We start from the raw sequence: 18,756 nt of genomic DNA on the forward strand, positions 1-18,756 counted from the left end.
AATTATTAAGGAATAATAAGATAAAGGATTACAATATATGTACTTTATTGTAATCCCGTTATTATCTACTAGAAATCATTTCCTGTATTCTAATTTATAACAATTCTTCTATCTTAAACAAATTTAAGATTATAAAATCTTTTCCATCGTCAATTCTCAATTATTACTCCCTTGCCATATTAACAAATTTAGTAAATTCTTTCTTAAACACCAATTCCAAACTACCCGTTGGTCCATTTCTGTGCTTTGCTATAATTACTTCTCCAATATTTTTCTTTTCTGAGTCTTCATGATAATATTCATCCCTATACAAGAATAGTACAACGTCAGCATCTTGTTCTATTGCACCAGACTCCCTTAAGTCAGATAGTATTGGTCTATGATCTGTCCTAAGTTCAGGTGCACGGCTAAGCTGAGATAAAGCTATTACAGGACACTCCATTTCCTTTGCTAGAGCCTTTAATCCTCTAGAAATAGCTGAGATTTCTTGTTGTCTACTTTCTTGACGTCCATCTAATTGCATTAACTGCAAATAGTCTATCATTACAAGGTCTAGACCTTTTTCTATCTTCAATCTCCTGCATTTTGCTTTCATTTCCATTAAAGAAATCCCTGCTGTATCATCTATGAATATCTCTGCTTGAGATAATGGACCCATAGCATTTATAACTTGTATCCATTCTTCTTCAGATAATCTACCAGAAATTATCTTTTGAAGGTCTACATGGGCAGTGGCTGATATCATTCTTTGTACCAACTGTTCCTTAGACATCTCTAAAGAAAATACGGCTACCTTTGCATTAGCCTTTAAAGCAGCATTTGTTACAATATTTACAGAAATAGCAGTCTTTCCCATAGATGGTCTAGCTGCTAACAATATTAAATCTGATTTTTGTAATCCAGATAATTTATTATCCAAATCTATAAACCCAGTAGTTAAACCTGTTAAGGTTCCTTGATTTGCCGCTCTTTCTTCTATCTGAGAAAAACTAGATAACAACACTTCATTAAGAGGAGAGAAACCTTCTCTATGTCTTCCTTGTGTTATATCAAATATTGCCTTTTCTGCATTTTCTATTATTGCATTTACTTCATCTGAGTTTTCATAGGATTTAGCTATTACATCATCACATGAACGGATCAATCTCCTAAGTATTGACTTTTCCTCTACTATCTTACAATAGTATTTAACATTGGCAGTAGTCGCTACTCCACTGGATAAATTTGCAAGGTAAGTAACTCCTCCTATGTTTTCCAATGTTCCCCGTCTTTTAAGTTCTTCTGATAAGGTAATTAAATCTACTGGCTCATTTTTATTAAATAATATCAATATTGCTTCAAATATCTCTTTATTGGCTTCTTTATAGAAATCATCTGGTCTGATTATTTCAATTGCAGTATTTATAGCTTCTTTATCTAAAATCATAGCCCCGAGAACTGATTGCTCTGCCTCTAGACTATGGGGAGGAATGCGTCCAATTAATCCACTTTCCACTTTTCCCACCTCATTATTGTTCTTTTATATTGACATTTAGCTTGGCTACTACTTCTGCATAAACTCTTATATCAACTTGAGTATTTCCAAGGGATTTTATATTATCCTTTAACTCTATTTTTCTCTTATCCACATCTATCTTATGTTGTGATTTTAATGCATCAGCTATATCTTTTGATGTAATAGAACCAAAAAGCCTTCCACCTTCTCCAGCTTTCCCTTGAATTGTTACTGTAATAGAATCTATTTTTTCTTTAAGTTTTAAAGCTTCATTATATTCATTCTTCTTTCTTTCTTCTTCTTTTGCCTTTTCTTCCTTCCATTTCTTTAAATTAGCTGGCGTTGCCTCTACAGCATCTCCCTTTGGCAATAAGAAGTTTCTAGCATAACCGTCCTTCGCATTTACTAACTCCCCTTCTTTACCTAATCCTTTTACATCTTTCAATAATATTAATTTCATTCCTCTTCACCTTCCTTTAAAAATTTATCTATTGTTTCTGTAAGTATAATCTCTGCTTCATCCATGGTTACATTATCAAGCTGAGTTCCGGCACTGGTTAAGTGCCCACCTCCTCCAAGACTTTCAAGTATTAATTGTACAGATATATTTCCTAAAGATCTTCCACTAATATGGAGCTTATTATTTACATAAGTCATTACAAAAGAGGCTTCAACTCCATTAATATTAAGTAATTCATTTGCAGCTTGAGCAGCTATTAAAAGTGAATCTTCCATTTGAGTTTCAAGTCTGCCGATTGCTATTTTATCAAATATAATTTTTGAAGATCTCACTACTTCTGCTTTATATATAAATGTATTATAGTCATCCCTAAATAATTGTCTTACTACTGTAGTGTCAGCTCCTGCTCGTTTTAATGTAGATGCTGCTTCAAATGTTCTTACTCCTGTTTGGAAACTAAAATTCTTTGTATCTACAGTAATACCTGCCATTAAAGCTTCAGCTTCAAATTTTGTTAAATTTATTTTATCACTCATATAAGATAATACTTCTGTAACTAACTCACAGGTAGAAGATGCATATGGTTCTAAATAAGTTAGTACAGGGTCCTTTATAAATTCTACCCCTCGTCTATGGTGATCTATAACTACTACCTTAGATATAAGGTCTAGAAGCTCTGGTGCTTCTGTAAAGCTTGGCTTATGGTTATCTACTACTACCATTAAAGAACTATCATTTACTAATTCTAATCCTTTCTCTGATGTTACAATTTGCTCTAAAAGCTCAGGTTGTTCTTTTAACATTCTATCATAAATATTTTTAATAGAGGGATTTTCTCCATTTAAAATTAAATAACCTTCTTTATTCCTATCCTTCACTGCACGTAATACTCCTACACCTGCACCAAAGGAATCCATATCTGGATTTTTATGTCCCATTACAAAGACTCTATCTGCTTGGTCTATAAGTTGTCTTAAAGCATATCCAATTACCCTAGCCTTTACTTTGTTTCGCTTTTCTATTGCCTTAGTTTTTCCACCATAAAAGCTTAGTTGACTTCCAACTTGAACTACAGCCTGATCTCCTCCCCTACCTAATGCAATATCTATTGCTGCTCTTGCTTTTTCATAGGCTTCAAAAGGATTACTACCTCCTGCCCCAACCCCCATACTTAATGTAATAGGTATTGTATTTCCCAAATCTAATTCTCTTATTTGATCTAATATATCAAACTTTTTACTTTCAACATTTTTAAATCCACTATTTTCTATAATAATAAAATACTTATCATTTTCATATTTCCTTACAACTCCATTATACTTAGTAAAATAAGAGTTAATATTTTTATCTATCTCTGCCATTACTAATGGTCTATTTACTTCTGGAGTACTACTCTTTACATCATCATAATTATCTACATATGCCAATGCAATTACTAACCTTTCCTTATTATATCTTTGCTCTAAGTTTACCAAATTTGTATTATCTACCCAATAAAGCATAACTATCATATTATTGGTACTATTAGTCTTTTTTGTATCCACTAAATTTGGATATACTTTATAATCCCTATCTCCATATTTTATATCTAATGGTTTCATATCATTTTCTTTAAAGATACTATCTAAATTAAGTCCTGGTATTAAATCAGATAGTTTTTCATTTAATAACTCTATCTCACCCATTAGCTTTAAAAATGGTGTATTATACCAAGATATATTACCATTCTCATCTAGCATAACTAAAGGAAAAGGCATATTAAATATTGCATGTTTAGTTGCAGACTCAAACTCATCTCCTAATCCTTCTATATATCTTTGGAATTCTTTTTCTTTTTTATTAGCACTTTTTATATTGTAAATGATTAAGTAGGCTATTAGAATTATACCTAATACAGACAATATAGGTTGATAAAGGGATAAAATAATAACCAGTACCCCTATTGCTATAAGGTAAATATAACTATCCTGCCATAATAATATCTTTTTATTTTTCATATTATCCTCCTATAAGGATTTTCGCCTTCTTATTTTTCTTATATCAAAGATTGAATCAAATATACCTATAAAAAATAAAATACTACTCATAGGTATAAATACAATATTTAAAGAAATAATTAAAATTCTAAATACTACATGGAGTTTAGATTTAATTAGAAGAAAATCTAAAACTGCTAATCCCTGAAGGAAAAATACAAAGCTAATTAAAAATGTAATATTGATTAATAATGCTTCATGATATTGTATTTTTAATGTTTTTATTATAAAAGCCGTAAAGAGCATTATCCCAATCCCAGGAATAATATTATTAGGTAGTTTAAATTTAGAAAACTTTTTATAGTTTGCAATTCCGTATCCCATTTTTCTAAGTATAATAGATGAAAAGAGTAAATTAATATAACTTACAGCTAAAGAAAAAATTGATATTAAAGATGGTATAAGTATGATAATGGTCTTATATGCATTTTCTAGTAAATCTGTTGTTCTAAGGACTTCATATTTTGACATTCCCACTTCATTTAACATATCTATTTGCATGGTTAATAACTGTGTGAAATTACTTTCCAATTGCTTAGTTAAATTTAAGTTTGATATATTTGCCTCCAATCCTATTAGGACTAAAAAAGAAATAAAAAATGCAATAGTAGTAATAAATATTGTTTCCATACTATCTTTTCTTTTACTAATGCAATAATTTAATGCAAGACTTAGTGGTGCAAATATAAGAATAATTGAAACTCCTGATATAAATCCAAGAAGTACTCCTATTATTATAGATGTTGCAATTATACTTATTACATTTATATATATCCCATTTCTTATACCTAATATTGCAAAGGGCACTGGAATAAATAACATTAACAAAGGTACAACATGAATACCATATACTATATATAAAGTCATTATTGATATTACTATTATACTCTCTATGGTACTTTTCTTTATCTTATCATTATTCTTCAAAAATTTCACCCCTAATCTTTATGTTTATCAATAAATTCCAGCAATATACTTAAATCTCCATACCATTTTTCTATTTTATGCTCTTCTATTAGGTTGAGCTTGATATTATCCCTTAATGCAGATTCTATATTTTTATAATCTAACCCTAATCTTTTACCCAAAAGTAAGGATTCTAATATAAGATTTGAAATAATATCCTCAAGATTTTCCTTTGTACTTTCTTCTGCATCTGCCAGAGTAGAGTATAGGTTAGCTACAGTATTAAGTAACTGAGCCTTGAGCCATTCTACAGTTTTCATATTTTTTATAATATCTATATCTTTATTTTTCATCTCATTCCCATCCTTTAATTTTATATTTTACCTTACTAAAATAATACAAAGTATAGGGAAATAAGTCAATTGAAAAGTCTTTAAAAAAATAAGAGAGGGTATCCTCTCTTATTCTGCACTATATGGTAATAATGCTACTTGTCTTGCTCTTTTTATAGCTATTGTAAGCTCTCTTTGATGTTTTGAACAGTTTCCAGAAATTCTTCTAGGAAGAATTTTTCCTCTTTCTGTTATATATTTTTTAAGCTTATTTATATCCTTATAATCTATATGATTTGATTTATCTACACAAAAGCTACAAACTCTTTTTCTTGGTTTAAATCTTCTTTGCATCTTCTTACCCTCCTTCTAGAATGGAATATCATCATTATCAGTGGGATGGAAGCCTTCTATACCACCAAAATCTAGGTTAGAATCATTAAAGTCTGAGGATTTGTTTTTATCTCCCCATTCTAAGAATTCAACATTATTAGCTACAACTTCTGTTGTATATACTCTAACTCCATCTTTTTCATAGGAGCCAGTTTGAATTCTACCTTGGATACCTACTAATCTACCTTTTACTAAGTAATTAGCACAGTTTTCTGCAGGTTTTCCCCATACGGTTATATTTATAAAATCTGCCGTTGGCTGATTTCTAGATTCCATTTCCTGCTTTTTCTCTCTGGAAAGCCCCTTATCAACTGCTATTCCAAATCTTGCAACAGCAGCACCACTACCAGGTATATACCTTAATTCTGGATCTCTTGTTAATCTTCCTATTAGTACAACATTATTCAATATTCTCACCTACCCTTAGACTATTCATCTTCTCTAATGATCATATGTCTCATAATGCTGTCAGAGATTCTAGCAACCCTATCTAATTCTTTGATAACTTCTGGTGTACTTTCAAAGTTTATAAGTACATAGTATCCTTCACCAATATCATCAATTAGATATGCAAGTTTTCTAATACCCCACTCATCAATGTTTATAATAGTTCCATTTGCTTCAATTATACCCTTGAATCTTTCAAGGATTTGAACTCTTTTTTCCTCTTCACTTGGTAAAAAGATAAACACCGCTTCATACTTTCTCATGCCTTTCACCTCCCTATGGACTATCGGCTCTATCCTAAAGATAGAGCAAGGATTTACCAAAGTATTATATCATTAATACATAAAGTATGCAAGGTAATTATTTCATAGATTCAATAATACTGTCAGCCATAGAATCCATTGAGTCACAGTCTTCTACTTTCATACTAGAAGTTAATGTTATATCATTATCTAAAATAGTCATCTCCTTCATTTCATTTAAAAGTTCACGGATTAATTTCCCTGATTGAGGAGTCCAAGACCCATTTTCTATAATAGCAAAAGTACGCTTTTGAAGATTTAATGCCTTCATATCCATTATATAGTTTAACATTGGCGGATAAATCTTTAAATTGTAGGTTACAGAGGCAAGAACTACATGACTGTATTTAAATGTTTCAGCAATTAAATAGGATACATGAGTTTTTGAAACATCATACATAACCACATTTTTCATTCCCTTTTCAACTAATTTTGTTGCTAAATAATTAGCAGAAGCTTCTGTATTTCCATACATAGTTCCATAAACTATCATTACTCCCTTTTCTTCTGGTTCATATCGACTCCATTTATCATGCTTATCTATAAAATACCCTAAATCACTACGCCATACAGGTCCGTGTAATGGACAGATAATCTTTATATCAAGATTTCCTGCTTTTTTTAGAAGGGATTGAACATGAGGACCATATTTTCCTACAATATTTGTATAATATCTTCTAGCTTCATCAATCCAATCTCTATCAAAATTTACCTCATCGTTAAATAGCTTACCATCTAAAGCACCAAATGAACCAAAGGCATCAGCAGAAAATAGTACCCCATTAGTAGTATCATAGGTTACCATTACCTCTGGCCAATGAACCATTGGAGCTGTAACAAATACAAGATTATGTTTTCCAAAGGACATACTATCTCCATCTTTTACCTTTATCACCTTATCATCAATACTAAATCCAAATTGATGCATAAATAAAGAAGCCTTTTCCGTACATATAATCTTTATATTTGGATAACGGAGAATAATCTCTTCAATACAAGCTGCATGGTCTGGCTCCATATGATTAATCACCATATAATCCAAAGTTCTATCACCTAATACAGCCTTAATATTTTCAAGAAACTGACGACAAATTGCCCAGTCAACAGTATCAAATAATACTGTTTTTTCATCTAATAATAAATAAGAGTTATAAGATACACCTTTCTCTATTGGATGAATATTTTCAAATAAAGCAAGACGACGATCATTACCACCAATCCAATAAAGATCATCAGTTATACTTCTAACGCAATGCATATAATAATCCTCCTTTATAATTAAAATATCTTATTAGTATTTATATTGATTATACCTCTATAAACATATCCTTTTCTTCACCACAGGAAGGACAGGTCCACTCTTCAGGTAATTTCTCAAAGGTTGTACCTGGACTTATTTCACTCTCTGGATCACCTACTGCTGGATTATATTCATAGCCACATCCATTACATACATGATATTTCCAAGTTGGAGAAACCTTCTTTGGAATAGCTTTTTTCATCTTCTTCATAGGTGGTGCTTCTTTTTTAGGCTCCCCATTATCTAAAGCTTCAATAAGTAGTGGTAATACCTCCATTATATCACCAACAATGCCATAATCTGAATTCTTAAATATTTTTGCATTAGGGTCTATATTTATTGCAACAATTGTTGTAGCATCCTTTATACCTTTTAAATGTTGACCTGCTCCTGAAATACCACAGGCTATATAAAGATTGCCATTAAATTTTTGACCTGATAGACCAATATAGCGATTTAATGGTACATATTTAAGATCTTCAGCTACTGGACGAGATGAACCTATAGCTGCCCCAGCTTGAATTGCCAAATCCTCTATAAGTTTCATATTTTCCTTTGCTCCTATTCCCAGACCCACACTTACTACTCTATCTGCTTTAATTATTGGAGTATCAATAGGTATACCAACAGTAAAATCATAACCCTCTGCTTTAAGAGCCTTTACAAGTTCATCGACCCTCTCCTTAGGAGTACCACTGTTAAAAATAATCTTCTTGCGATAACCTGTTGCTGGACCAACTTTAGGGGTTTTACCTCCATTGTCTGTCTTTGGCATTTTACCTATAATATTAGCAGCTATAACAATACGTTGGATTTCATTAGTTCCTTCATATATTGTACAAATCTTAGCATCCCTATAAGCACGCTCAATATCCATACCTTTTAGATAACCACTTCCACCAAATATTTGAAGAGCATCGTTTACAACCTCAAGGCAAATCTCTGAAGCATACATTTTTGCCATAGCAGCTTCAGCACCATAAGGCTCATTATTTTCCTTTAACTCTGCTGCACTATAAACTAAAAATCTAGCAGCTCTAAGCTTTGTTGCCATATCAGCTAATTTAAAAGAAATAACCTGCTGTTGACAGATAGGTTTTCCAAATTGAACTCTTTCCTTTGAATATTCCAATGCATTTTCATAAGCACCTTGAGCAATACCAAGTGCCTGAGCTGCAATACCAATACGACCTCCATCTAAGGTTGACATTGCAATCTTAAAACCTTGACCCTCTTTACCTAATAAGTTTTCCTTAGGAACTTTTACATCGTTAAAAATAAGCTCTGAAGTGGCAGAAGAACGAATACCCATTTTATCATAGTGTTTACCAAAGGTAAATCCTTCCCATCCCTTTTCAACAATAAATGCACTAATACCACGAGTTCCTATATCTGGTGTTGTAACTGCAAAAACTATATAAGTATCTGCTTCACCTCCATTGGTAATATAAATTTTTTCTCCATTTAATATATAATAGTCACCTTCTAAAACCGCTGTTGTTTCTGTACCTCCTGCATCACTACCTGCATTTTCCTCAGTAAGACCAAAGGCTCCAATCTTTTCCCCCTTTGCTAAGGGAATTAAATATTTTTGTTTCTGCTCTTCTGTTCCATAGGCAGCAATGGGATATGCACCTAAAGATGTATGAGCAGAAAGGATTACACCTGTACCGCCATCTACTCTTGATAGTTCTTCAACGGCTATTGCATAGCTAATTACATCAAGCCCTGCTCCACCATATTCCTTAGAATATGGTATTCCCATCATACCCATATTTCCTAATTTTTTAATTGCTTCCGAAGGAAATTTGTTTTCTTGATCCAATATAAATGCAATAGGTTTAACTTCTTCTTCGGCAAACTGTCTGATTATTGCTCTCAAATTCTCATGTTGCTCTGTAGTTTTAAAAAACATATATACGCCTCCTAATTAAAACAATTTAATAAATGTTTTTATACTTAATTCTAGCAGCCAACTTTCTTTTCCTTCGACCTGTTTTTACCCTCTTAATATTCAATTAATCAATCTTTATAATTTGTTGAAAAAGAAAAATCTATATATTTTACATAGATTTAACATTGCCATAACAATGGATTTAACATTTATTCTATATACTAAAAACAAACAATGAAATTAAAGGGAGGAATTAAATTGAAAAAAATAATTACTTTATTATTATCTTTTATTTTAGTAGCATCACTTCTTATAGGGTGTAAATCAAATAATCAAGGTGAAGAAAGTGTAACCAACACAAATGTTAAAGAAAATAAGGATGCTAAAAATGATTTTAATCTTTCAGAAGAAATTGTAGTAGTTACTAGAGAAGAAGGCTCTGGTACAAGAGGTGCTTTTGTAGAGTTAACAGGAGTAGAAGAAAAAGATGGTACTGGGAAAAAGATTGATAGAACTACAAAAGAAGCTATAACCCAAATGAAAACAGATACTGTACTTACAACAGTTGCTGGAAATGAATATGCAATAGGTTATGTATCAACAGGTTCCCTTAATGATACAGTAAAAGCACTAAATGTAGATGGCATAGCCCCTATAACTGAAAATATTAAAAATGGTAGTTATAAAATAGCTAGACCTTTTAACATAGCAACAAAAGGTGATATCTCTGAAATAGCTAAAGACTTTATAGACTTTATAATGAGTAAAGAAGGGCAAGAGGTTGTTTCTAAAAGCTATATAGCTGTAGATGATAACGCAGCACCTTACAATGGTTCTAAACCAACTGGCAAAATTGTAATAGCAGGTTCTTCCTCTGTTACACCTGTTATGGAAAAACTTAGGGAAGCATATATTAAAATTAATCCAAATGCCCAAATAGAAGTACAACAATCAGACTCATCAGCTGGTATGCAAGCTGCTATAGATGGAACTTGTGATATAGGTATGGCTTCAAGAGCTTTAAAGGATAGCGAAAAATCAGAACTCAAAGATATAGCTATAGCATTAGATGGTATTGCAGTCATTACTCATCCAGAAAATACTTTAACGGATATATCTTTAGAAAATATAAAAAACATATTCATAGGTGAACTTATTAATTGGAGCGACATTAAATAGAAAAGCAGGTGATTAAATGAAATCAAATTTCTTTGAGAAATTAATGGAGATAATATTCTTTATCTCCGCTTCTTTCTCTATAATATCAGTAATTTTAATATGTTATTTTATGTTTTCCAATGGAATACCTGCTATTGGGAAAATTGGAGTATTTAATTTTTTACTAGGTAAGGATTGGTCACCTTCAAACATACCTCCATCCTTTGGAATATTTCCTATGATTGTAGGGAGTATTTATGTAACTGCTGGTGCTATAATTCTCGGAGTACCTATTGGCATTTTAACTGCTATATTTCTAGCCAAGTTCTGCCCTGAAAAATTATATAAAATTTTAAAACCTGCAGTAAACCTAATGGCAGGAATTCCTTCTATCATATATGGATTTTTTGGTCTTGTTGTATTAGTCCCTTTGATTAGGAAATTATTTAATGGTACAGGTTCTAGTATATTAACAGCTTCTATACTTCTGGGAATAATGATCTTACCAACCATAATAGGACTTTCAGAAGCAGCTATTAAATCAGTGCCTAGCAGCTATTATGAAGGAGCCATTGCCTTAGGTGCAACTCATGAGTATTCAGTATTCTTTGCAATGCTTCCTGCAGCAAAATCAGGAATTCTTTCGTCTATAGTGCTTGGAATCGGCAGAGCCATAGGGGAAACCATGGCAGTAATTATGGTAGCTGGAAATCAAGCTCGTATGCCTAAAGGATTATTAAAGGGAATACGTACTTTAACTGCTAACATTGTAATAGAAATGGGATATGCAGCTGATCTTCATAGAGAAGCATTAATTGCAACGGGCGTAGTATTATTTATATTTATATTGCTTTTAAATGGTCTGTTTTCTATATTAAAAAGGAAGGTGGCATAATTGAATAGACTTAGTAAATTAATTAAAGGTATTGTTATATTTTCAGCCTTTGCAACCTTCTCTACTTTATTTGCTATAATTGGATATATTTTAATTAAAGGAATTCCATATATAAAGCCTTCATTATTTGCTTTGGAATACACTACAGAAAACGTTTCTTTGCTTCCTGCAATAATTACTACTCTTATAATGACTTTTTTAGCTTTAATAATTGCATCTCCTATTGGAATATTCACTGGATTCTATCTTATTGAATATGCAAAGAGTGACAATAAATTAGTTGAAATAATAAGATTAACAACTGAAACATTATCGGGAATTCCTTCTATTGTATATGGATTATTTGGATTATTATTCTTTGTAACATATTTAGGTTGGAGTTTTTCAATGGCTGCTGGAGCTTGTACTCTTGCAATTATGATCCTCCCCCTCATAATTAGAGCAACTGAAGAAGCTCTCCTAGCAGTCCCAGATACTCTTAGAGAGGCTAGCTTTGGATTAGGTGCTGGTAAACTACGAACTATATTTAAAATAGTTTTACCTACTGCTATGCCTGGAATATTGGCTGGAGTTATTCTTGCAATAGGACGAATTGTAGGTGAAACTGCAGCACTTATATATACTGCTGGTACAGTACCACAAATACCTAAAAATTTATTTTCATCAGGCAGAACCTTAGCAATTCATATGTACTCCCTTTCTAGTGAAGGACTATATACTAATGAAGCTTATGCAACTGCTGTAGTACTTTTAATTGTTGTAATTGGAATTAATGGAGCATCTTCATTAATAGCTAAAAAATTATCTAAGGGGGATTTAAATGAATAAAATTATAGTTGAAAATTTAAATTTATATTATGGTAGCTTTCAAGCTCTTAAAGATATAAATATTAATATAGAAAAAAATCTAATAACTGCCTTTATTGGTCCGTCAGGTTGTGGTAAATCAACATTTCTTAAAACACTTAATAGAATGAATGATTTGGTTGAAGGATGTAGAATAGAAGGAAATATTTTGTTAGATGGAAAAAATATATATAATAATGGAAATATTGATGTAAACCTTTTAAGAAAACGTGTAGGCATGGTTTTTCAAAAACCAAACCCTTTCCCAATGAGCATATATGATAATATTGCCTTTGGTCCTCGTACTCATGGCATAAAATCAAAAAGTACCCTTGATGATATAGTAGAAAAAAGTCTTCATAATGCTGCCATATGGGATGAAGTAAAGGATAGATTAAAGAAAAATGCCCTTGAATTATCTGGTGGACAGCAACAAAGGATTTGTATAGCAAGAGCCTTAGCTGTTGACCCAGAAATATTACTTTTAGATGAGCCCACATCTGCTCTTGATCCTATATCAACTGCCAAAATCGAAGACTTAGTACAGGAATTAAAAGATAATTATACAGTTGTTATGGTAACTCATAATATGCAACAAGCAACTCGTATTTCAGATAAAACTGCATTTTTCTTAAATGGAGAATTAATAGAATTTGAAGATACTGACCTTATATTCTCTAAACCAAGGGATAAACGTACAGAAGACTATATAACAGGAAGATTTGGATAGGAAGGATTGATTTGTATGAGAAATAGATTTGATAAAGAATTGGAATTATTAAATGAAGAACTTATAGAAATGGGAAATATTATTGAAAGTTCCATAGAGGCCGCTGTTACTGCCTTAATTGAACAAGATATAGAGCTTGCAAAACGAGTTGTGGAAGGTGATAAAGAAGTAAATGATATAGAAAAAAGTATAGAGAGAAGATGTCTAAAGTTATTATTACATCAACAACCTGTAGCCAGTGATTTAAGGATGATATCATCAGCATTAAAGATGATTACTGATATGGAAAGAATTGGTGATCAGGCTTCTGATATTTCAGAGATAACTATATGGCTTGCTGATCAAGAATATATAAAACAGCTTATTCATATACCTCAAATGGCAGAAGCTACTATAAAGATGGTAAAGGATAGTATAGATGCCTATGTTAAAAGAGATTTAGAACTTGTAAAATCTGTTATTGAATATGATGATGTTGTTGATAATTTATTTAATATAATTAAAGATGAATTAATTGAGTTAATTAGAGAAAGTGCTTCCTATGGTGAACAGGCAATAGATCTAATAATGATAGCTAAATACTTTGAAAGAATTGGCGATCATGCCCAGAATATAGCAGAATGGGTTTATTACTCTATTACAGGGGAACATTATGAAGAAAATTATAAATTCAAAAAATAGACCAAAGAGGATTTTCATTCTTCTTTGGTTTTATAATATACTTTTAATGATATAATTAAATCAAATATATTAGTGGTTTAAACTGACAGCTTTATAAGCAGCCTGTGTCTATTAACTCATAGGAAGGTGGTTTTATGAAAACAATTTACTATGTTGAAGATGATGAAAGTATTAGAGAATTAGTCCTTTACGCATTAAAAAATAATGGATTTGAAGTTAAAGGCTTTGAAAATGCTGATGAACTCTATAATGAAATTAAAGTTAAAGTACCAGATTTAATTTTACTAGATATAATGCTACCTGGAGATGATGGCTATAAAATACTCAGTAACATAAGAAAAAACAGCATCACTAAAGATACATCCATAATTATGCTTACTGCAAAAACTAGTGAATATGACAAGGTAAAAGGTCTTGATCTAGGAGCAGATGATTATATCTCAAAACCCTTTGGAGTAATGGAACTAATATCTAGAGTCAATGCTGTCCTTCGCCGTAGTATTAAATTAGAAGATACACAAGGTTTATTATGTATAGATAATTTATGTTTAGACGAAAAAAGACGAGTTGTAACTGTAGATGAAAAAGAAATTAGTTTGACCTTTAAAGAATTTGAACTTTTACATTATCTATTGAAAAATAAAAATATAGTTTTATCTCGAGATAAAATAATGAGCGAAGTATGGGAAACTGATTTTGAAGGAGAAAGCAGAACTGTAGATGTTCATATAAGAACCCTAAGATTAAAGCTTGGTGATACTGGTAAAATCATTCAAACCATAAGAAATGTAGGTTATAAGATAGGAGGGTAAAGTTTGGAAAGAAAGATATATTATAATCTTGCAGCAATAGCTACTATAACTGCTATTATTACTTCTATAGTTCTAGTGTTTTTATTCTATGAATATTATAATCCAAAAGATATTATAGATAATATTAATATCAATACCTATGATATAAATAATCTACCCCAAGAAAAAGAATTATCTTATTATGATTTAAAGATAGATGATAAAGTAGTAAGAATATCTAAGCCTATTGAGGATATCAAACATACTTTCATAGGAATATTACCTGCTATGGCTGGACTATTAGTCTTTATCTTAATATTTTTATACATTATTTCCTCTATTTTAACATCAAAGATAATTAAACCTATAGAAATAGCCTCCTATAATATTGAAAGTATATTATCTGGTGGAGATGTTGAAGATAGCATAGTATATGAAGAACTTCAGCCATTTATTAGAACTATGGAAATACAGAAAAAGCAAATTGAAAATTATATTGAATCTTTAAAAAAGACAGAAAAAATAAGAAGAGAATTTACTGCAAATGTAAGTCATGAACTAAAAACTCCTCTAACCTCTATAAATGGATTTGCAGAAATGATAGAAACTGGAATGGCTAACGATGATGATATTAAAAGAGCTGCTTCTATTATCCAAAAAGAAGGTAAGAGGCTTTTAAGTCTTATAGACTCCATTATCAAACTATCACAACTTGATGATTTGTCTATTAATAGAGAATTTTCCTCAATAGACTTACTTTCTATAACACAATTTGTATGCTCAAATCTGGAAATTAATGCAAGGGAAAAAAACATCTCCCTAAATATAACTGGAAAAAGTACAATTATAAAAGGAAATCAAAGAATGATTGAAGATTTAATATTTAATTTAGTAGATAATGCTATAAAATATAATAAACTTAATGGGAAAGTTGATCTAGAAATACATTCTATTGATAGTTGGGGTATTCTTAAAGTTATGGATACTGGTATTGGTATTCCTTCTGAAAAACAAGATAGGGTCTTTGAGAGATTTTATAGGGTGGATAAATCTCGTTCAAAAAAAGTAAATGGTACAGGTCTTGGGCTATCTATAGTAAAACATACTGTAGAGCATCATGGTGGCAAAGTGTCCCTTTCAAGTATTGAAGGTAAGGGAACTACCATAGAAGTAAAATTACCTAAGGCTAATTATTAACTAAAAAATCTTTTCTTACCATAAAAATATGCCCCTCCTCATAGTAAACAGTTTATTATTCTAACCATCTTCTATAGGGGGAGCATATTTTAATATATAAGTTCTTTATTTATTAATCTTCTAATTAAAATTAACTACTATCTCATAGATTCTTTTATTACCTTTCCAAGTCTCTTTATACCTTCTACTATTTTTTCTTCATTCATATTTGAATAATTTAATCTAAAGGTATTTTCATTTCCTCCATTAGGGAAGAAAGAACCACCTGGTACATATGCAACATTTTGTTCTAATGCTTTTAATGCCAATTCCCTAGCATTCATATATTCAGGTAATACTACCCATGTAAACAGACCACCCTCTGGATAAGTAAAGCTTACTCCTTCTGGGAACTCTTCCTCCATGGTCTTTATCATTACATCTCTTCTTACCTTGTATATATCAATTATCTTTTGAATATGTTGATCTATATTATAAATTTCTAGGAATTTTGCTACTTCCATTTGTGAAATAGTACTTGATTGAAGGTCTGCACCTTGTTTTACCAGTATAAATTTATTTAAAAATTCTTTATCAGCTACTACCCATCCAAGTCTTAATCCTGGGCAAAGAATTTTTGAAAAAGTACCTAAGAAAGCTACTCTTCCTTCTGTATCAAAATGTTTAACAGCTGGTAATACTTCACCTTCAAATCTTAATTCACCATATGGATTATCTTCAATTATACCTATATTATACTTGTTTGCTAATTCTACTAACTTAATCCTTCTCTCTATTGACCAAGTCTTACCTGATGGATTTTGGAAGTCTGGGATAACATATATAAACTTAACGTTTTCATTATTCTTTAATACTTCTTCTAATTCTTCCATATCCATACCATCTTTATCTGTAGATACTTCTATAAATTTTGGTTCATAGGCCTTAAATGCATTGATAGCACCTAGATATGTAGGGCTCTCGCAAACTATAATATCTCCTGGATTTATAAATATCTTAGCTGCAAAATCAAGTCCTTGTTGTGATCCACTTGTCACCAATATGTTTTCAGCTTTAACATCTACTTTTACCTTTGCCATCCTCTTTGCTATAGCATCTCTAAGTGGCTGATATCCTTCTGTTGGCCCATATTGTAATGCTAAAGTTCCTGTGTTTTCTAAAACATCCTTTCCAATCTTAACTAATTCTTCTATTGGAAAAGATTCTGGTGCTGGCATACCACCAGCAAATGAAATAATATTAGGTTGTTGTGTCAACTTTAATAATTCTCTAATTTCTGAAGCCTTGATGTTGTCCATACGCTTTGCATAATTTAATGACATCACACGCACCTCCATTTAATTTAGGTTTCCCTATAACCTTATCTATAGTTTACTATTAATATATTTAATTGTCTAATGATTTAATACAATTTATATCATAAATTTAAAAGTTCACCTATTTGGAATATTTCGAAAACAATCTATTTATAATTTAATAACTTATATAGTAAATTTCTCTCATACCTCAATAGCTGGTTATGTAGGCTTTAGATTTAAAGGTTATTTGTGACTAATCTCTTATTATGACCTTTATCCGTAACTAACACAAAAAAGGAAATAAGATTAAATCTTATTTCCTTCATCTTCCCTATCCATAACATTAGCCATAAATCTTTGTTTAGCATTTCTTACATGCAATCTGGCCAATCTCTCACTTTCATCTTCATCTCCACTGATTATGGCTTCAAGTATATCTCTCGTTTCATCGTAGGCTGCTATTGTATGGTTAAAGTTATATAAAGATATTTTTCTAAGCCTACCTAAATTTTCGTTTAAAACTATCATTTGATTTTTAAGCTGTTTATTAGTTGTTAAATCAATAATAGTTTCAGTCCACTTAGCATGTAAACTAAATAAATTATCATAGTTCTCTGCCTTTATACTATTCTCCATATCTTGAACTATTTCTTCAAGGAGTTTTACATCACTTCTGCGTATATTTGTACATATAAGTCGTATCATCAATCCCTCGAGATATTCTCTCACCTCATATAATTCTAAGGCATCACGAATAGATATTTCACTTACTATTGAACCTTTTCTTGGAAAGTATGTTACTAAACCATCCTGTTCTAGCTGTTTTAATGCTTCCCTGACTGGAGTTCGACTTACCTTTAGTTTCTTTGCTATATCACTTTCTACAAGTCTTTCACCAGGTTTTAGCTGATTTTTAAGAATATTTAATTTTAACTTTCCATACACTTCTTCAGATATTGGCTTTTTTAGTTTTATAGTAGACATATTTTTCTCTCCAATCATGCAAATCTAATATAGTATCTATTATTATAGCAATTTAGTTGAAAAAACCAAAATATTATTTACAAAATTATTATTGTACTGAAAAATAAGAGTAATATATTTGATTAACCTTATAAATTAATTCTTCTAGTGAATGAGAACTTGATCTACTACAAACCTTTGCATCTTTATCACATAATAAACATTTTCTTGGGTTATATCCAAGACTTCTTCGGCTTATCTGATTGTGATTAAAATCAAAAACATCCATATCAAATAATCTGCCTAATTTATGAGTTTCTTCTATTGTTGTTGTAATCCTCTTTAATTCAATTGGATTAATACATAAGGAAATATACCCTTCTGGTCCTGTAATTTTATATATATTTTCAATATAATCTATTTTATATCCTTTGTCTTTTAACTTATTTATAATTGTTTCCATACCTACATCATGTATTTTCCTATACTTTATACTATCTTTATTTGGTCCAGGTATATTTAATGTAAAAGATATTATACTATTTTTATATTTGTGAATTATTTCTTTTTGTTTTATTTCTCTATCTTCTCTTGACTTTAATATTTCCATCAAAATTTTTTTATCTACCATA

At 30.8% G+C, this 18,756-nt stretch carries 20 protein-coding genes; 7 read left to right on the forward strand and 13 right to left on the reverse strand.

What is annotated here, in order from left to right; genetic code table 11:
* Positions 1-163: 163 nt before the first annotated feature.
* The 10 genes from dnaB to BUB33_RS12200 all read right to left on the reverse strand — a co-directional run bounded on the left by dnaB (position 164) and on the right by BUB33_RS12200 (position 9,586).
* Positions 164-1,495, reverse strand: coding sequence for a replicative DNA helicase (gene dnaB / locus BUB33_RS12155; protein ID WP_132983177.1), 1,332 nt, complete (start codon positions 1,493-1,495; stop codon positions 164-166).
* A 13-nt stretch (positions 1,496-1,508) separates the two neighbouring features.
* Entirely contained in the window at positions 1,509-1,955 is a 447-nt protein-coding gene (gene rplI, locus BUB33_RS12160; RefSeq protein WP_072976752.1) for a 50S ribosomal protein L9, read from the reverse strand.
* Complete coding sequence (locus BUB33_RS12165) at positions 1,952-3,952, reverse strand: DHH family phosphoesterase (protein ID WP_072976754.1); 2,001 nt, start codon at positions 3,950-3,952, stop codon at positions 1,952-1,954. The genes rplI and BUB33_RS12165 overlap by 4 nt, the downstream gene beginning before the upstream one ends.
* 9 nt (positions 3,953-3,961) lie before the next feature.
* A complete protein-coding gene (locus tag BUB33_RS12170; RefSeq protein WP_072976756.1) occupies positions 3,962-4,918 on the reverse strand; it encodes a DUF2232 domain-containing protein in 957 nt (318 codons plus the stop codon).
* A gap of 11 nt (positions 4,919-4,929) precedes the next feature.
* Positions 4,930-5,250 carry a MazG-like family protein gene (locus BUB33_RS12175; RefSeq protein WP_072976758.1) on the reverse strand — a complete coding sequence of 107 codons (321 nt, stop codon included), beginning with the start codon at positions 5,248-5,250 and terminating at the stop codon, positions 4,930-4,932.
* Positions 5,251-5,358: 108 nt separating this feature from the next.
* Positions 5,359-5,583, reverse strand: a complete 225-nt coding sequence (gene rpsR, locus BUB33_RS12180) for a 30S ribosomal protein S18 (protein WP_072976760.1) — start codon at positions 5,581-5,583, stop codon at positions 5,359-5,361.
* Positions 5,584-5,598: 15 nt separating this feature from the next.
* The gene (locus tag BUB33_RS12185; protein WP_072976762.1) at positions 5,599-6,030 is read right to left on the reverse strand and encodes a single-stranded DNA-binding protein; all 432 of its coding nucleotides are present in this window, start codon (positions 6,028-6,030) and stop codon (positions 5,599-5,601) included.
* Positions 6,031-6,050: 20 nt separating this feature from the next.
* A complete protein-coding gene (gene rpsF / locus BUB33_RS12190) occupies positions 6,051-6,332 on the reverse strand; it encodes a 30S ribosomal protein S6 (protein ID WP_072976765.1) in 282 nt (93 codons plus the stop codon).
* 97 nt (positions 6,333-6,429) lie between these two features.
* Positions 6,430-7,629: an FprA family A-type flavoprotein gene (locus BUB33_RS12195; RefSeq protein ID WP_072976767.1), complete on the reverse strand. Its 1,200-nt coding sequence runs from the start codon at positions 7,627-7,629 to the stop codon at positions 6,430-6,432.
* Positions 7,630-7,678: 49 nt separating this feature from the next.
* On the reverse strand, positions 7,679-9,586 hold the full coding sequence (locus BUB33_RS12200; protein ID WP_072976768.1) for an acyl-CoA dehydrogenase family protein: 1,908 nt from the start codon (positions 9,584-9,586) through the stop codon (positions 7,679-7,681).
* Between the two features lie 237 nt (positions 9,587-9,823).
* On the opposite strand from BUB33_RS12200, the gene BUB33_RS12205 reads away from it, so the two are divergent.
* From BUB33_RS12205 to BUB33_RS12235, 7 genes are all read left to right on the forward strand, one after another.
* On the forward strand, positions 9,824-10,744 hold the full coding sequence (locus BUB33_RS12205; RefSeq protein ID WP_200778216.1) for a substrate-binding domain-containing protein: 921 nt from the start codon (positions 9,824-9,826) through the stop codon (positions 10,742-10,744).
* A gap of 16 nt (positions 10,745-10,760) precedes the next feature.
* The gene (gene pstC, locus BUB33_RS12210; RefSeq protein ID WP_072976769.1) at positions 10,761-11,618 is read left to right on the forward strand and encodes a phosphate ABC transporter permease subunit PstC; all 858 of its coding nucleotides are present in this window, start codon (positions 10,761-10,763) and stop codon (positions 11,616-11,618) included.
* A complete protein-coding gene (gene pstA / locus BUB33_RS12215; RefSeq protein WP_072976770.1) occupies positions 11,619-12,446 on the forward strand; it encodes a phosphate ABC transporter permease PstA in 828 nt (275 codons plus the stop codon).
* Entirely contained in the window at positions 12,439-13,194 is a 756-nt protein-coding gene (gene pstB, locus BUB33_RS12220; RefSeq protein WP_072976771.1) for a phosphate ABC transporter ATP-binding protein PstB, read from the forward strand. The genes pstA and pstB overlap by 8 nt, the downstream gene beginning before the upstream one ends.
* Before the next feature lie 15 nt (positions 13,195-13,209).
* Positions 13,210-13,875: a phosphate signaling complex protein PhoU gene (gene phoU, locus BUB33_RS12225; RefSeq protein ID WP_072976772.1), complete on the forward strand. Its 666-nt coding sequence runs from the start codon at positions 13,210-13,212 to the stop codon at positions 13,873-13,875.
* A gap of 134 nt (positions 13,876-14,009) precedes the next feature.
* Entirely contained in the window at positions 14,010-14,687 is a 678-nt protein-coding gene (locus BUB33_RS12230; RefSeq protein ID WP_072976773.1) for a response regulator transcription factor, read from the forward strand.
* 3 nt (positions 14,688-14,690) lie between these two features.
* A complete protein-coding gene (locus BUB33_RS12235; protein ID WP_072976774.1) occupies positions 14,691-15,863 on the forward strand; it encodes a sensor histidine kinase in 1,173 nt (390 codons plus the stop codon).
* Between the two features lie 137 nt (positions 15,864-16,000).
* Here the strand turns inward: BUB33_RS12235 and BUB33_RS12240 are convergent, their stop codons facing one another.
* From BUB33_RS12240 to citX, 3 genes are all read right to left on the reverse strand, one after another.
* The gene (locus BUB33_RS12240) at positions 16,001-17,185 is read right to left on the reverse strand and encodes an aminotransferase-like domain-containing protein (protein WP_072976775.1); all 1,185 of its coding nucleotides are present in this window, start codon (positions 17,183-17,185) and stop codon (positions 16,001-16,003) included.
* A 282-nt stretch (positions 17,186-17,467) separates the two neighbouring features.
* Positions 17,468-18,145 (reverse strand): GntR family transcriptional regulator, encoded by a 678-nt coding sequence (locus tag BUB33_RS12245; RefSeq protein WP_159429196.1) that lies wholly within the window; start codon positions 18,143-18,145, stop codon positions 17,468-17,470.
* A gap of 88 nt (positions 18,146-18,233) precedes the next feature.
* On the reverse strand, positions 18,234-18,755 hold the full coding sequence (citX, locus tag BUB33_RS12250) for a citrate lyase holo-[acyl-carrier protein] synthase (protein ID WP_159429197.1): 522 nt from the start codon (positions 18,753-18,755) through the stop codon (positions 18,234-18,236).
* Position 18,756: the final 1 nt, after the last annotated feature.

The sequence above is a fragment of the Tissierella praeacuta DSM 18095 genome, from assembly GCF_900128955.1.
Taxonomy (GTDB): Bacteria; Bacillota; Clostridia; order Tissierellales; family Tissierellaceae; genus Tissierella; species Tissierella praeacuta.

Bases quoted from the DNA above. Each gene is read 5' to 3' on its own strand.
- rplI (WP_072976752.1), bottom strand. From the start codon at position 1,955: ATGAAATTAATATTATTGAAAGATGTAAAAGGATTAGGTAAAGAAGGG.
- BUB33_RS12165 (WP_072976754.1), bottom strand. From the start codon at position 3,952: ATGAAAAATAAAAAGATATTATTATGGCAGGATAGTTATATTTACCTT.
- BUB33_RS12175 (WP_072976758.1), bottom strand. From the start codon at position 5,250: ATGAAAAATAAAGATATAGATATTATAAAAAATATGAAAACTGTAGAA.
- rpsR (WP_072976760.1), bottom strand. From the start codon at position 5,583: ATGCAAAGAAGATTTAAACCAAGAAAAAGAGTTTGTAGCTTTTGTGTA.
- rpsF (WP_072976765.1), bottom strand. From the start codon at position 6,332: ATGAGAAAGTATGAAGCGGTGTTTATCTTTTTACCAAGTGAAGAGGAA.
- BUB33_RS12195 (WP_072976767.1), bottom strand. From the start codon at position 7,629: ATGCATTGCGTTAGAAGTATAACTGATGATCTTTATTGGATTGGTGGT.
- BUB33_RS12200 (WP_072976768.1), bottom strand. From the start codon at position 9,586: ATGTTTTTTAAAACTACAGAGCAACATGAGAATTTGAGAGCAATAATC.
- pstC (WP_072976769.1), top strand. From the start codon at position 10,761: ATGAAATCAAATTTCTTTGAGAAATTAATGGAGATAATATTCTTTATC.
- pstB (WP_072976771.1), top strand. From the start codon at position 12,439: ATGAATAAAATTATAGTTGAAAATTTAAATTTATATTATGGTAGCTTT.
- phoU (WP_072976772.1), top strand. From the start codon at position 13,210: ATGAGAAATAGATTTGATAAAGAATTGGAATTATTAAATGAAGAACTT.
- BUB33_RS12230 (WP_072976773.1), top strand. From the start codon at position 14,010: ATGAAAACAATTTACTATGTTGAAGATGATGAAAGTATTAGAGAATTA.
- BUB33_RS12240 (WP_072976775.1), bottom strand. From the start codon at position 17,185: ATGTCATTAAATTATGCAAAGCGTATGGACAACATCAAGGCTTCAGAA.
- BUB33_RS12245 (WP_159429196.1), bottom strand. From the start codon at position 18,145: ATGTCTACTATAAAACTAAAAAAGCCAATATCTGAAGAAGTGTATGGA.
- citX (WP_159429197.1), bottom strand. From the start codon at position 18,755: ATGGTAGATAAAAAAATTTTGATGGAAATATTAAAGTCAAGAGAAGAT.